We start from the raw sequence: 15,807 nt of genomic DNA on the forward strand, positions 1-15,807 counted from the left end.
GCAGTGAATAACTCACTGCCTTGATTGCATCATTAGAATTTAAAGGTGGCACGCAATAACGCTTGGCGCGACTCACCTTGAGATACGGCCAGATTATTGACACTGGCTGTATAGTAGGTTTTATCAAAGATATTATTTAAATTAAACTGGAAGTTCACTGGCAGTTTGGCAATGGTGGTGTCATAGCTGATAAAGGCATTGGCCAGTGCATATTCAGGTAGATCAAAGGTATTTTCTGAGTTACCGGCACGTTTACCGACATAATTACCGCTCAAGCCCAAACGTAAATGACCATTGTAGAGTTCGCCATAGTTATAAGCCAATGCCAGAGACGCGGTGTCTCGTGCCACATTATTTAAGCGGTTACCTTGCAGACCGGTTTCATCTTCAGTGACTTTGGCATCGGTATAGGCATAGGTCAGGGTGGTGTCGAGTTGATCGGTTAGACGGCCTGTGAGGTCGAGTTCAACGCCTTTGGAACGGACTGCACCTGTGGTGTGTAGTTCTACTTCTTTGCTTGATGGGTTGGTGATTTTGGCAAGCACATTACGCTTTTTAATATCATACAGCGCAAAGTTGGCCTTAATACGGTCATTAAACTCATATTTTGCCCCAACTTCATAAGATTTGGCCTGTTCCGGTTGCACATCCGAGTCAATCACAGCATTACCCCCTAAAGGCGCAATCGAGGAGTTCGGTTTGAGTGATTCGGTATAGCTGCCATACAATGAAAGCTGCTCATTCCATTGATAGACCAGGCCTGCATGCGGCAGCCAGGCATCATCATTGGTATTGGTATTTTCCTTAAACGGTCTGCCACGCCCAGCTGTTTGCTGATAATGTAAATAACGACCGCCGAGCACGGCAATCCATTTTTCATTTAAGTGAATCGCATCTTGCAGATAAAACCCATAGGTATGCAATTTATCGGTTTGATCACTATCAGAGGCAACGATATTACGCGATGCTTCCACCGCACCAAAATCCGGATTTAAATAGTCCAGGGTTGAGGTATTGCCACGAACCATATCTGGGCGAAAATATTTACGGTATTCAATGTCTGAGCCGATCTGAATATCATGCTTTAAACCGAGCAGGTTAACCGAGCCATCGAGATAGGCTTGGGCATTACTATCGATGCTTTGTGCATTTAAGGTCGCATCGGTACGACGTTTCACCGTATGATTCTTGGTATCTAACGAGGTGATGCGTAACTGGTTGGCATCATAGGTTTCGTAGTTGTAGGTATAGCCGAAATGAGCTGACCAAGTGTCATTAATTTGATGATCTACCAGCAATTGTGCCAGATGATCTTCACCTTTCATCTGGTTAAAGGCTTCATCCAGACGCTGGTATTTTGAGATTGGCAAAGCCTTGTTGGTTTTCAGGTCAAAAACGGTGGAACGATCAAAAGGCACATCAAAATGGCGGTACTGGTAGCTGAGGTTGACTTTGGTCTGGCTATTATCCCATGCCACCGACGGCGCAATTAAAGTCTGTTTCAGGTTGCCAAAATTACGCCAATAGTCTGCATCAGAATGATCGACAATAAAACGATAGGCAAAATGACTGTCATTGATTGCGCCCGTGCTATCCAGGCTTGCACCTACACCATTTTTACCGGCCGCAAAGCTTGAACCATAAACTGAAAATTCAGTTTTTTGCGTCGTTTCAGGTTTTTTAGTTACTACATTGACCACGCCGCCTGGGTCCATAATCCCGTAAAGTAGGGAGGCCGGGCCTTTTAACACTTCAATCTGTGCAACTGCCGCATTCATGGTACGACCTTGTACAATCGGCATGCCATTTACGGTAATTGACCCATCACGGTTATCACCAAAGCCCCGTTTCATTACCGTATCCTGAGTACCGCCCAAGGTGTTGCCTTGGGTAATGCCACTGACTTGAGTCAGGGCATTGTCCAGATTTGCAGGCATATAATCTTTGACATATTGCTGGGAAACCACATTGACCGTTTGCGGACTTTGCAGGTTTTTTTGATTGCCTCTTAAGGTCGATGCTGTTTGTGTTCCGATATAGCCCGAGCTGGATTCAGCCTGTACTTTGATGGTATCGAGCTGGGTCATTTCTGGTGGGGTTGTTTCTGCCCAGCTCAGCACAGGGATACAGGACAGGAGCAATGAACCGCTATATTTTAAAATTTCAATCGTGATGAGATTTTTACGCGGAGAGAATGCAGACATAGGAATACCTGGGCGATACCGAAAATCGGGTAGAGATAGGGGAGAAGCGACTTTTAATCTGCTGACAGTTGGGGCCATAGCACGATAAAAGCGTGCTCAGTATATTTAAATAGGAATCATTTACAAGAAGTTGGGCCTAAGAAAATGATTAAAAAAATTAACTCTTTGATAATGTTTCAGTATTTTTCTAAATGCGATCTGATTATTGATCGTCGTCTGTCAATCTGTATTAAAATGACAATAAGGGTTTGAAATTTAAATAAAAAATAAAGTTTATACAGCATAATGAAGGAAATTCATATCTTGATATTTAAACAAATCATTTTATGCATAACGGTCGGTCGGCTAGGCTTAAAGCTGCAAGAAAATGATCTGCAATGCTGCTGAGGCCGTAAATCCGGGCAGTTCATTGAACATGCAATTGAGCTATTTGAGCTCAAGCCGGTTATGTCGACCTGCCCTGTTGCGGTAGAGCAAGCCAAGGTTACGCGAATGATCTGATGCCGGTTTATCTACAGAGGCGGTATCCGCATAGAGCAGGCCTTGATAGGATTTTCAGGCACAATGCAGTACATTCTTATCAACATTATATAGAATCATGACATGAAAAATTTTAATCAAAAAGTTGCCGCAATTACCGGTGCTGGCTCAGGCATTGGCCGGCAGCTAGCCCTTTTGCTGGCCCAGCAAGGTGCCAGTCTGGCGTTAAGCGATCTGAATGAACAGGGACTGGCTGAAACCGGACAACTATTAGCGCAGTACCCGGTCAAGGTCACCTTGACCCGACTGGATGTTTCGGACCAGCAGGCAGTACGTGACTGGGCGCAAGACAGTTTTAACGCGCATGGCAAGATCAACCTGATTTTTAATAATGCAGGCGTGGCGCTGGCCAGCACGGTGGAAGGGATGGATTATGAGGAACTGGACTGGATCTTAAAGATCAATTTCTGGGGTGTGGTCTATGGCACCAAGGAGTTCCTGCCTTATCTCAAACAAAGTGGTGAAGGACATATCGTCAATATTTCCAGCCTGTTTGGCTTGACGGCTCAACCGACCCAAAGTGCCTATAATGCAACTAAATTTGCGGTTCGTGGCTTTACCGAGTCATTACGTCAGGAACTCAAACTCCAGAACAACGGAGTCAGCTCAACCTGCGTGCATCCGGGCGGAATCCGCACCAATATTGCCAATAGTGCGCGTATGAGTGACAGCATCCGGGCTCTGGGAATGAATCCTGCCAAGGCCAGTCAGGCGTTTAACAAGGTATTGAAAACCCCACCTGAAGACGCAGCCAAAATCATTCTTGAGGCAGTTAAAGCCGATAAGGCCCGTATCCTGATCGGAAACGATGCCAAAATCATTGACCTGATCCAGCGGATTACGCCGAGCCATTATTCACATGCATTGAGTTTCTTTAGCAAGAAATCCAAGAAGAAAAAGCGCGCTTGACGCTATATCGGGAATCAAGAAAACCGGTTGTGCCTTGATTAGCTCAACCGGTTTTCTTCATATAGCGCTTGCCGCACACCCTTAAAATCGTAGAAAGGACGCTGCAACACATCGCAAGTGCGCCTATGGTTTAGGTGTTGATCTATATCATTTACGTCATATGCATAAAAAACTACAAAATATCGCCATAATTGGACTACAAATGTGCATTATTCGTGAGTACTATTTATTTCCTAAATGTTGAATCACTTTACATACAGTCAGATTATTCGGTTTCGGGGACTGATTGGTGTAAATTATGCACTTCGCCAAAATTCTTTTTGCAGAAGAATTTCAGCAACAAAATTTTATATATTTGACGGATAATCTCAAGAGTAAGGTATGCCTGCGAACCCGAGTAAAATCAAAAAACCTTTATATATTCCTTATGCTGGGAATGCTCTTTTAGAACTTCCGCTGTTAAATAAAGGCTCTGCTTTCTCTGAAGAAGAAAGAGAAAATTTTAATTTACATGGTCTCGTCCCATACAACATTGAGAACATCGAAGAGCAGACCCAACGCTCTTACCAACAGTACCTTTCATTTGACAGTGACCTGAACAAGCATATTTATTTAAGAAATATCCAGGATACCAATGAAACCCTGTTCTATCGTTTATTGAGTCAGCATCTGGACGAAATGCTGCCGATCATCTATACCCCGACGGTCGGGGAAGCCTGCCAGCGTTTTTCTGATATCTACCGCCGTCACCGGGGTATCTTCATTTCTTATCCGGAACGTAAGTATATTGACCAGATTATTCATAATGTGAATAAGAAAAACGTCAAGGTGATCGTGATTACAGATGGTGAACGTATCCTCGGTCTAGGCGATCAGGGCATTGGCGGTATGGGGATTCCGATCGGGAAACTGTCTCTGTATACCGCCTGTGGCGGAATCAGTCCTGCCTATACCTTACCGATTACCATTGATGTCGGCACCAACAATGAAGCCTTGCTCAACGACCCGATCTATATGGGCTGGAAACAGCCGCGTATCCGTGGCGAGGAATACTACCAGTTTGTTGAGCAGATCATTACTGCGGTGCGTCAGCGCTGGCCGGATGTCCTGATCCAGTTTGAAGATTTTGCCCAGATGAATGCCATGCCGTTACTGACCCGGTACCGCGACAAGATCTGCTGTTTCAATGACGATATTCAGGGAACGGCAGCCGTAACGGCAGCGACCCTGATCGCGGCTTCCCGTTCACAAGGCAAGCAGTTGAAAGACCAGACCATTACCTTTGTGGGTGCGGGTTCGGCCGGTTGTGGCATTGCAGAGCAGATCGTCCGCCAGATGATGGATGAAGGCCTGAGTGACCATGAGGCACGTTCTCGCATCTTTATGGTAGACCGTTTCGGTCTCATGACCGATCAACAGCCAAACTTGCTCGATTTCCAGCAAAAACTGGCAACCCCGGTGAATGCAATCAGTGACTGGGATTATACGGGTGAATACGTCGGTTTACTGGATGTGGTGAAAAATGCCAAACCAAGTATCCTGATCGGGGTGTCTGGACAGGCTGGCCTATTCAGCGAGGAGGTCATCAAGACGCTGGCGAAATATTATAAGCATCCGATTGTCCTGCCACTGTCGAACCCGACTTCACAAGTGGAAGCACAACCTAAAGATATTATCGAATGGACCGATGGGGCGGCGATTGTTGCCACAGGCAGTCCGTTTGCACCGGTTTATTATCAGGGCAAGGCCTATAGCATTGCGCAATGTAATAACTCGTATATTTTCCCGGGCATTGGTCTGGGTGTCATTGCCTGTGGTGCAACCCATATCAGTGATGCAATGCTGATGGCTGCAAGTACCGCATTGGCAGATTGTTCGCCACGCCTGAAAAATCCGGCAGCGGATTTATTGCCGAATATTAATGATATTCAGCAGGTGTCCAAGTTTATTGCCTTTAAAGTGGCAAAAGCCGCGATGGCAGATGGTCTGGCAGTGCCGATGAGCAATGATCTGTTGAAAACGGTGATTGATGATAATTTCTGGACTCCGGAATATCGCAGTTACCGCCGCGTCACGGCTTAAGCCATCAGTGATTTTTGGAGGGCGCATGATCATGTGATTATGCGCCCTTATTTATGTCTTTAAGCTTTAAGTTCTGGTCAGATCAAGTTTTATAGGTCGACAGTAAGATACTGGTTTCACTGTTATAAATGCCTGAAATATTTCGGATTCGCTCAAGCGCCTTATCAAAGTTTTCCAGACTGTCAGATTGCAACTCAACCAGAATATCCCACTTGCCATTGGTGGTATGCAGACGCTCTACCGCAGATTCGAGGCGTAATTCCCGGATGACCGCCTGTGCGCGTGTTCCTTCAACCATAATATTCATCCAGGCCCGGATAATGTTTTTCTCTGCATTGGGGCGAAAACGCACGGTATAACCGGTGATCACGCCAGTCGATTCCATATACTCGATTCGCTTTTGCACGGTTGCACGCGATACCCGGGTTCTGGCCGCCAGATCGGTAATTGACATCCGTGCGTTATCTTTGAGTAATCCTAATATAATATGGTCGATATTGTTCATTTTGATACTTACTATTGGCAATTTGATAAAAAATAATTCATTTTAGTTACTATAACAAATTTTGTGAATCAATTTGATTCTTAATAATAATGACTATACAACACCCCAAACATTTTTACGTTCGCAAAAAAGAACAAAAAATGTAGGCCAGGGAGGATGGGGTAGGATGCCCTGAAACAAAGGGAATCTGTGAATAACAGGGACAATGGATGAATGAAGGAATAAATAATGTCTTTATCATATGCGGCTCAAAATGGCAGTGCTTGGCAAACCTTTCTTACTCAAGTTGATCGGGTAGCTCCTTATCTGGATGCTGACCTCAGCAACTTTGTCAACACTTTGAAAACCCCCAAACGTACCCTGATTGTTGATGTTCCAATCGTGATGGATGATGGCACAATCCGCCATTTTGAAGGCTATCGCGTACAACACAACCTATCACGCGGGCCGGGTAAAGGCGGTATCCGCTATCATCAGGATGTGGAACTGAATGAAGTGATGGCCTTGTCTGCATGGATGACCATTAAGACTGCCGTACTCAACTTGCCTTTCGGCGGTGCCAAAGGCGGTATCCGTGTGAATCCAAAAGAATTGTCAACACGTGAACTAGAGCGTTTAACCCGCCGTTTTACCAGTGAAATCAGCCCGATTATCGGCCCACAAATTGATATTCCGGCACCGGATGTCGGCACCAATGCCAACATTATGGGCTGGATGATGGACACTTACTCAAGTATCAAGGGACATACCGTTACAGGCGTGGTGACGGGTAAACCTGTTCATCTGGGCGGCTCGCTGGGCCGTGTCCGTGCTACAGGCCGTGGTGTATTTGTAACCGGTATGCAGGTGGCAGAACGTATCAAGTTACCGGTCGAAGGCAGTAAGGTCGCAGTACAGGGGTTTGGTAACGTCGGTAATGAAGCTGCTTACCTGTTTAACCATGCCGGTGCAAAAATTGTTGCGGTCCAAGATCATACCGGCACTATTTTCAATGCCGAAGGTCTGGATGTAAAAGCACTGCAAAAGCATGTGGTTGAAACAGGCGGTGTCAAAGGCTTTGCCGGTTCCAGCGTAATTTCAGATGAGGAATTCTGGACGGTCGATATGGACATCCTGATTCCAGCTGCACTGGAAGGCCAGATTACGGTTGAACGCGCACAAAAACTCAAAGCCAAAATCGTACTTGAAGGGGCCAATGGTCCAACCTACCCGGAAGCCGATGATGTCTTTGTCAGCCGTAACATCACGGTGGTGCCGGATGTGATCTGTAACGCAGGCGGGGTAACGGTCAGTTATTTTGAATGGGTTCAGGATATGGCGAGTTACTTCTGGAGTGAAGACGAGATCAATGAACGTCTGGACAAATTGATGATCCAGGCTATTGCAGATGTCTGGAACACGGCAGCACAAAAAGAATGCAGCTTGCGTACCGCAGCATATATTCTGGCGTGTGAGCGTATTCTGAAAGCACGTAAAGAACGCGGGATTTTCCCAGGCTAATTGGCCCGTCAGACCATCAGTGTACAGGCCTGTTGAGCATTCAACAGGCTGGAAGATTAAAACAGGAAGTGAGTAAATAAAATGAGCAATGTCGCAATTACACGTAGCAACTTTAACGACTGGATGGTACCGGTTTTTGCCCCGGCAAATTTCATTTTAGTACGTGGCGAAGGTTCTCGTCTTTGGGATCAAAACGATAAAGAATATATTGATTTCGCGGGTGGAATTGCAGTAAATGCCTTGGGTCATGCACATCCTGTAGCGGTCAATGCCTTAACTGAACAGGCACAGAAACTCTGGCATATCGGCAATGGTTATACCAACGAGCCGGTATTGCGTCTTGCCAAACAACTGGTCGATAACACGTTTGCAGACAAGGTGTTTTTCTGTAACTCAGGTGCAGAAGCCAACGAAGCTGCACTGAAACTGGCACGTAAAGTCGGTTTGCTCAGCGGCAATGCAAACAAGAACCAGATTGTTGCCTTTAAAAATGCCTTCCACGGCCGTACCCTGTTTACTGTTACGGCAGGCGGCCAACCAAAATATTCTCAGGACTTTGCACCACTCCCGGGGGGGATTGAACACACGGCATTTAATGACCTTGAGGCAGCCAAGGCCGTCATTAATGAAAATACCTGTGCCGTGATTGTTGAACCGATTCAGGGTGAAGGCGGGGTTGTCCCGGCAGATATCGAGTTTTTGAAAGGCCTGCGCGCGCTATGTGATGAAAAAGGTGCGGTACTGATTTTTGATGAAGTACAAACCGGTGTTGGCCGTACTGGTTCACTGTATGCCTATATGAACACCGGTGTCACACCAGACATTCTGACCACGGCAAAAGCATTGGGCGGTGGTTTCCCGATTGGTGCCATGATCACCACAGATCATTATGCCAACATGTATGCCGTAGGCGATCATGGTACTACTTATGGCGGTAACCCGCTGGCCTGTGCTGTTGCAGGCGCGGTACTTGAGTTTATCAATACGCCTGAAGTATTAGACGGGGTAAAACAGCGTCATCTGTATTTCATTGATGCCCTGAATAAAATCAATGCCGAATATGGTCTGTTCAAGGAAATTCGTGGGCAAGGCCTGTTAATTGGCTGTGTATTAAAAGATGAATATGCAGGTAAGGCAAAGAATATTGTGACTTTGGCGGGTGAAGAAGGCTTGTTGGCTTTGGTGGCCGGTGCCGATGTAGTGCGTTTTACGCCTTCACTGATCATTCCACAACAGGATATTGATGAAGGTCTAAGCCGTTTTGCCCGTGCATTAGCACGTCTCTAAGTCTGTTGTGAGCATCTAACCATGATGATTGTTAGACATGCAGCGCATCGGGACTTAGATGATATTTATCGTTTGGCGCAAAGAGCGGGGGAGTCGGGCATTGGCCTGACATCCTTACCACAAAATAGAGACATCCTGGCTGAACGCATTGCCCGTACTACCCGTACCCTGGATGGCCTGGCTGAAAAGTGCGAGGCAAGTTACCTGTTTGTACTGGAAGATACCAGCATCCATAAGGTGGTGGGGGTCAGTGCAATTGAAGTTGCAGTCGGGCTGAATGAACCGTTTTACAACTTCCGTGTGGCAAAACAGGTTCATGCCTCTAAGGCCTTAAATGTGTACAAGACCTTGGACACCCTGTTTTTAAGTAATGATCATACCGGATGCAGCGAACTGTGCACCCTGTTCCTTGATCCGGACTATCGTAAAAACCAGAACGGCAAATTTTTATCCAAGGTTCGTTTTCTGTTTATCGCAGCTTTCCGTTCTTTTTTTGAAGAACGGCTGATTGCAGAGATGCGGGGTTTTTCCGACCAGAATGGACGTTCGCCGTTTTGGGACTCGCTTGGTTATCTGTTTTTCAATATGGATTTTGCTGCGGCAGATTACTTGAGCGGTGTCGGGCAAAAAGCCTTTATTGCAGAGCTGATGCCCAGATTTCCGGTCTATGTAGATTTGCTGACTGTGGATGCGCGTGAGGTGATTGCCGAAGTGCATCCGCATACCTTGCCAGCAGCCAAGGTTTTAATGTCTGAAGGGCTGACCTATCAAGGCTATGTCGATATTTTTGATGCAGGCCCGACCCTGGAAGCCAATACGGCCGATCTTCGCGCTGTAAAGGAAAGCTGTCTGTTTAAAGTCAGGATTAGTGAAGAGGTTGAGTGTACCGAAACACATGTTCTGGTGGCCAATGACCAATATAAAGATTACGCCGTGTTGCTGGTCAATAACCGACTCGATGAGAGCGGAATATTGCAGTTAACCGCAGCACAAGCACGGGCACTGAATATTGCTGAACACGATGAAGTACGCGTTTTAGCATTAGAAAAAATGGAGAAAAAAGAATGTCACAAGGCGCATTATTAATTGATGGTGTCTGGGTTCAGGGACAAGGAAACTCATTCAGTAAAACCAATCCGGTCAGTAACCAGCAAATCTGGACCGGACATGAAGCCAGCGCAGCTGATGTTGCACAGGCATGCACTGCCGCACGTCAGGCATTTCCAGCTTGGGCACGCTTAGCCTTAGATGAACGTATTGCCATCATTGAGCGTTTTGCCGGCTTATTGGAACAACATAAAACCCGGCTGGCTGAAGTGATCAGTCAGGAAACCAGCAAACCGCTTTGGGAAACCTTGACCGAAGTACAATCGATGATTGGTAAAGTGGCGATTTCAATCCGTGCTTATCATCAACGCACAGGGTTCAGCGAAACTCAAATGCCAGATGGCGTGGCGTCGTTACGTCACCGCCCGCATGGCGTTCTGGCTGTGTTTGGCCCATATAACTTCCCGGGTCACTTGCCAAATGGTCATATTGTTCCTGCCCTGATTGCTGGCAATACCGTGGTATTTAAGCCAAGTGAACTGACCCCTTGGACTGCAGAAGAAACTGCAAAATTATGGCAACAGGCCGGTTTACCCAAAGGTGTGCTGAACCTTGTACAAGGCGGACGCAGCACAGGTGAAGCGCTTGCGGCGGCTGAGCAGATTGACGGTTTACTGTTCACAGGCAGTGCCAATACCGGTTATCACCTGCATAAACAGATGGCCGGTGCGCCTGAAAAAATTCTGGCTCTGGAAATGGGCGGCAATAATGCCCTGATCATTGATGAAGCAACCGATATTGATGCGGTGGTGAATTTAGCCATTCAATCGGCTTTTGTTTCTGCGGGACAACGTTGTACCTGTGCACGCCGTATTATTGTTAAACAGGGTGCCAATGGCGATGCCTTCATTCAACGTTTTGTTGAAGTTGCTAAAAACTTGGTGGTTGGTGCGTGGAATGCAGAACCGCAACCGTTTATGGGCGGGGTGATTTCTGCACATGCCGCAGAACAGATGCTGGCAGCGCAAAGCAAACTGATGGCTTTAGGTGCAAAAGCATTGTTGGAAATGACGCGTCCACAAGCAGACAGTTCCTTGCTTACGGCGGGTATCTTAGACCTGACTCAAGTGTCCGATATCCCTGATGATGAATATTTTGGTCCATTGACCACGATCTATCGTTATCACAGCTTCGAGGAAGCCCTAAACATTGCCAATAATACCCGTTTTGGACTGGCGGTGGGTCTGGTGTCACCAGATCGAGAGCTGTTTGAACGTGTATTGATTGAAGCCCGCGCAGGCATTGTGAACTGGAACAAACCATTAACAGGTGCATCTAGTGCAGCACCGTTTGGTGGGGTGGGTGCATCTGGCAATCACCGTGCCAGTGCCTTCTATGCAGCGGACTATAGCGCATGGCCAATGGCATCACTGGAAAGTGACAGCGTTACTTTACCTTCAAAATTATCACCGGGCATTGTGCTGTAAGTCGGCTTGTATCGGGACACAGGGAGAAAAAAATGTCAGGTTATGAAATTAATTTTGATGGTTTAGTGGGACCGACCCATCATTATGCGGGTTTATCGTATGGCAATGTGGCATCGACTAAAAACCGGAATAATGCATCAAATCCGAAGTTAGCCGCCAAGCAAGGCTTAAAGAAAATGAAAGCCCTTGCCGATTTGGGACTCAAGCAAGGTGTGTTTGCCCCACAAGAGCGTCCGCATGTGCCAACGCTACGCCGTTTGGGTTTTACCGGCAGTGATATTGACGTGATTACCCAGGCCATGCGCACTGCACCGGCATTGTTATCATCATTGAGTTCGGCCTCATCGATGTGGACGGCGAACTCCTGTACGGTGTCGCCATCGGCAGATAGCGCTGATGGTCGTATGCACTTTACTGCGGCAAACTTGAACAACAAATTCCATCGTTCAATTGAGCATCATACCACCACACGTATTTTGCAGGCGATGTTCAACAATGATGTATATTTTGCGCATCATGAAGCATTGCCTGAAGCAGCACTGTTCGGTGATGAAGGTGCAGCCAATCATAACCGTCTCGGGGGGGACTATGATCAGGCCGGTGTACAGGTTTTTGTTTATGGTCAGCAACAGCTCGGTGGCAAGGTTGCACCGCAGAAATTCCCTGCACGGCAAACCCGTGAGGCGAGTGAAGCGATTGCGCGTTTACATCGTTTAGATGCGAAACGCACGGTGTTCATTCAGCAAAACCCGCATGTGATTGATCAGGGCGTGTTCCATAACGATGTGATTGCGGTGAGTAACCAGCAGGTCTTGTTCCATCATCAGCATGCCTTTCTGGATCAGGCGGCAGCTCTGGATGAAATCCGTAAAAAAATGGCGGGGATCGGGCAAGAGTTTATCTCGATTGAAGTACCGGAAAGTCGTGTCAGTGTTGATGATGCCGTGGCTACCTATTTGTTTAACAGCCAGATTCTGACCCGTGCAGATGGCGGTATGAGTATCGTGGTCCCTGAAGAGTCGCGTCAGAACAAAGCGGTGTGGGACTATTTGAGTAACATGATTCAAATGGGTACGCCTATTGATGACATCAAGGTGTTTGATTTGCGTGAAAGTATGCGTAATGGCGGCGGCCCGGCATGTCTGCGCTTACGTGTGGCGGTAAATGACGCGGAACTTGCTGCGGTGAATCCAAACCTGTTTATGAATGATGCCCTGTTCAAAACCCTGAACCAGTGGGTCGATCAGCATTATCGTGACGAGTTAACCCAGGACGATTTGGCCGATCCAAATTTATTGATCGAGAGCCGTACCGCGCTGGATGAACTCACCAAGATTCTGGGTTTAGGCTCGGTTTATCACTTCCAGAGATAAGCACGCAATAACGGCTTTTAAGGATGAAAGTACATGGTTGATCTACTCGCGTTGACTTTGGCGCAACAGACCCCTGAGCAGACACAGGGAGAAACGGCTGGGTTTAGCTGGCAGTGGCTGGGTGAAGGGCTATTGCAATGCACGCCCAAAACCGCTTATGAAAAAACCATGGTGCTTTCTGCCGGTATTCATGGCAATGAAACAGCACCGATCGAACTGCTGGCACAGATCATTCACGATCTGTTTGCCGGCCAGCTGGCTTTGGCGGTTCGGGTGCTGTTTGTATTGGGGAATCCTGCTGCGATCCGGCAAGGGGTACGTTATCTGGAAAATGATATGAACCGCATGTTTTGCGGGGCCTATCAGAGTTTACCGCAGGATCAGGAAACTGCCCGGGCTGCACAATTAGAGCAGGCGGTAGCAGCATTCTTTGAACAGGATCAACTTGCGACGCAACGTTATCACTATGATTTGCATACTGCCATTCGTGCTTCGCTATTGCCTGTATTTGCCTTATTTCCTTACCAGACGCGGCCCTATGATGAGGCTATGCTGCAAAGCCTAAATGCTGCCAATCTGGATGCGCTGGTTTATCACAATGCGGCGGGCAAAACCTTTACCCATTTTACCACTGAGCATTTCCAGGCTGCGAGCAGCACCCTGGAGTTAGGCAAGGCCAAACCATTTGGCCAAAATGATCTGGCCGATTTTGCCAGCATTGATCAGGTGTTACGTGCCGTACTGGCAGAGCAGGCCTTACCCGCCAGACAGAAGCCTGCGATTCGCCAGTTCAAGGTAGTAGATTCCATCTTAAAGCAAAGTGAAGATTTTCAGCTGAATCTGGGTACCGATGCGCCGAATTTTTCTACCTTTCAGCAAGGTGAGCTGATTGCTTCTCAGCAGGCAGGTGACTATGTGGCACAGCAGCAAGTCTGGATTTTATTCCCGAATCCGAATGTAAAGACCGGACTCAGGGCTGGACTGGTATTAAAAGAAATGTAATAAGGCTTTGCCAATAAAGCGGTCAGATGTCGGTATGTAAGGCACATGGATGGAGTTTGAAGATGGATGTTCAGTGAATCAAGACAGGTCAAGAAATATCGTTTAGATATTCATTTTTATGAAAGTGAAACAGCAAGGACAGGTTGTCATAAGGATACAGTGGGAGTGACCGTGTATGAGTAACAATAATGAAAAGACATTTCCCTCAGCAGAGTTTCTGGGCGGACAATGTGCACCACAGCAGGATGCTGCCAGTTTGTCAGGTCTTTGCAGTGCCGGAGCAGAGACGGGTAAGCCGTTAAAGCGTGCCATGACCAAACGACATCTGGTGATGATTTCACTGGGTGGTGCAATTGGAACCGGACTATTTCTGGGTTCCGGTGATGTTATTTCTCAGGCAGGTCCGGTGGGGGCAATTTTTTCTTACCTGCTAGGTGGCGTGATTGCTTACATGGTGATGCTGTGTCTGGGCGAGCTGGCGGTGCAGATGCCGGTTTCCGGTTCTTTTGGAGAATATGCCAGAACCTATATCGGGCCGGGTACCGGTTATATGATTACCTGGCTCTACTGGCTGACCTGGACAGCAACGTTAGGAACCGAATTTACCGCAGCGGCGTTACTGATGCAGGAATGGTTTCCTTCAATTTCCATGTGGACATGGACCTTGTTATTTGCCGGCCTGATATTTGGCCTGAATGTCAGCTCCACCCGTTTATTTGCCGAATCCGAATTCTGGCTGTCTCTGGTCAAGGTCTTGACCATTATCTGTTTTATCGGATTAGGTCTGGCGGCAATTTTCGGATTAATTTCTTATCATGGACACGAATCTGCGCCTTTATTCAGTAAACTGACTGAACATGGCTGGTTCCCGAATGGTATTTTCCCGATTTTTGCAACCATGCTGATCGTAAATTTTGCCTTCTCCGGGACTGAACTGATCGGGGTTGCCGCAGGAGAAGCAGAGGAACCTGCCAAAACCGTACCTAAGGCAATCAATGCCGCAATCTGGCGGTTGCTGATTTTCTTTGTGGGAACCATTGTGGTGATCTGTGCATTACTGCCTTACGAGATGGCTGGTCTCAATGCCAACAGTGTCAGCAATAGCCCGTTCGTTACCGTATTTAACTATATCGGCATTCCATACGCAGAAGACATTATCCGTTTCGTGATCATTACTGCACTTTTATCGGCAGCAAACTCGGGCTTGTTTGCCGCTTCACGCATGATGTGGTCATTATCGGCAAAAAACCAGTTACCTAAAGTTTTTTCAAAATTGACACGTTCCGGTACACCGATTATTGCCATCATTGTGACCATGTTTGGCGCCATTCCGGGATTATTGTCAGAACAATTTGCACCAGAAACGATTTTCAAGAATTTACTGGGCGTAGCCGCTTTTACCATGGTGGTGGTATGGATTTCGATTTGTGTCTGTCAGTTTAACTTCCGCAGACAATGGATCAAATCGGGTAAAACCGTGAAAGACCTGAAATTTGCAGCGCCTTTATTTCCCCTGACGCCGATTCTGGGTGGGCTGTTCTGTGTGATCACCTGTATCAGTATGGTGACGGACCCTTCCATGCAGGTGGGCTTTGTTTGCTGTATCTTGTTCATCGTGGCATGTTATGTCAGCTATTATGTTTTTTATCGGGATAAAACCGCCTGACAGATTTGTTCATATCAAATCGCTTGCTGCACAAAATAGGTTACAGAGGCTGTCTGTAACCTATTTGTTTTTATGGTGAGGCAGCAGCGGTTAACAAGCTTTGGCCGTCAGTTTTTTGTTTTTTCGCTACACTTTCGCGCGCACATGCGCTACTTTTATGCAACAGCCAGCTGACCTGCCCATGTGTCTGGAGTCGTTTTAAAAA

The 15,807-nt window shown here is 47.0% G+C and carries 11 protein-coding genes; 9 read left to right on the forward strand and 2 right to left on the reverse strand.

Annotated features, from left to right (window positions below; translation table 11 throughout):
• Nucleotides 1-32: 32 nt before the first annotated feature.
• Nucleotides 33-2,204, reverse strand: coding sequence for a TonB-dependent siderophore receptor (locus tag OC23_RS12725; protein ID WP_038345239.1), 2,172 nt, complete (start codon nucleotides 2,202-2,204; stop codon nucleotides 33-35).
• Between the two features lie 603 nt (nucleotides 2,205-2,807).
• Between OC23_RS12725 and OC23_RS12730 the strand changes: the two genes are divergently transcribed.
• Together OC23_RS12730 and OC23_RS12735 are read left to right on the forward strand one after the other, a co-directional pair.
• Nucleotides 2,808-3,653 (forward strand): SDR family NAD(P)-dependent oxidoreductase, encoded by an 846-nt coding sequence (locus OC23_RS12730; protein ID WP_038345240.1) that lies wholly within the window; start codon nucleotides 2,808-2,810, stop codon nucleotides 3,651-3,653.
• A gap of 381 nt (nucleotides 3,654-4,034) precedes the next feature.
• Nucleotides 4,035-5,735 (forward strand): NAD-dependent malic enzyme, encoded by a 1,701-nt coding sequence (locus tag OC23_RS12735; protein WP_038345241.1) that lies wholly within the window; start codon nucleotides 4,035-4,037, stop codon nucleotides 5,733-5,735.
• 82 nt (nucleotides 5,736-5,817) lie between these two features.
• Here OC23_RS12735 and OC23_RS12740 read toward each other — a convergent pair whose 3' ends face one another.
• Nucleotides 5,818-6,240, reverse strand: a complete 423-nt coding sequence (locus tag OC23_RS12740; protein WP_038345242.1) for an Lrp/AsnC family transcriptional regulator — start codon at nucleotides 6,238-6,240, stop codon at nucleotides 5,818-5,820.
• A 225-nt stretch (nucleotides 6,241-6,465) separates the two neighbouring features.
• Here OC23_RS12740 and OC23_RS12745 point away from each other — a divergent pair, with 225 nt between their 5' ends.
• From OC23_RS12745 to OC23_RS12775, 7 genes are all read left to right on the forward strand, one after another.
• Nucleotides 6,466-7,740 carry a Glu/Leu/Phe/Val family dehydrogenase gene (locus OC23_RS12745; RefSeq protein ID WP_171194798.1) on the forward strand — a complete coding sequence of 425 codons (1,275 nt, stop codon included), beginning with the start codon at nucleotides 6,466-6,468 and terminating at the stop codon, nucleotides 7,738-7,740.
• An 81-nt stretch (nucleotides 7,741-7,821) separates the two neighbouring features.
• The gene (locus OC23_RS12750) at nucleotides 7,822-9,027 is read left to right on the forward strand and encodes an aspartate aminotransferase family protein (protein WP_038345244.1); all 1,206 of its coding nucleotides are present in this window, start codon (nucleotides 7,822-7,824) and stop codon (nucleotides 9,025-9,027) included.
• A 21-nt stretch (nucleotides 9,028-9,048) separates the two neighbouring features.
• A complete protein-coding gene (astA, locus tag OC23_RS12755; protein WP_038345245.1) occupies nucleotides 9,049-10,113 on the forward strand; it encodes an arginine N-succinyltransferase in 1,065 nt (354 codons plus the stop codon).
• Nucleotides 10,092-11,561, forward strand: a complete 1,470-nt coding sequence (astD, locus tag OC23_RS12760; RefSeq protein ID WP_038345246.1) for a succinylglutamate-semialdehyde dehydrogenase — start codon at nucleotides 10,092-10,094, stop codon at nucleotides 11,559-11,561. The genes astA and astD overlap by 22 nt, the downstream gene beginning before the upstream one ends.
• 32 nt (nucleotides 11,562-11,593) lie before the next feature.
• Nucleotides 11,594-12,934: an N-succinylarginine dihydrolase gene (astB, locus tag OC23_RS12765; RefSeq protein ID WP_038345247.1), complete on the forward strand. Its 1,341-nt coding sequence runs from the start codon at nucleotides 11,594-11,596 to the stop codon at nucleotides 12,932-12,934.
• Nucleotides 12,935-12,967: 33 nt separating this feature from the next.
• Nucleotides 12,968-13,936, forward strand: coding sequence for a succinylglutamate desuccinylase (gene astE / locus OC23_RS12770; RefSeq protein WP_038345248.1), 969 nt, complete (start codon nucleotides 12,968-12,970; stop codon nucleotides 13,934-13,936).
• Nucleotides 13,937-14,111: 175 nt separating this feature from the next.
• Entirely contained in the window at nucleotides 14,112-15,602 is a 1,491-nt protein-coding gene (locus OC23_RS12775; protein WP_038345249.1) for an amino acid permease, read from the forward strand.
• Nucleotides 15,603-15,807: the final 205 nt, after the last annotated feature.

The organism is Acinetobacter sp. A47 (assembly GCF_000805455.1).
Lineage (GTDB): Bacteria > Pseudomonadota > Gammaproteobacteria > Pseudomonadales > Moraxellaceae > Acinetobacter.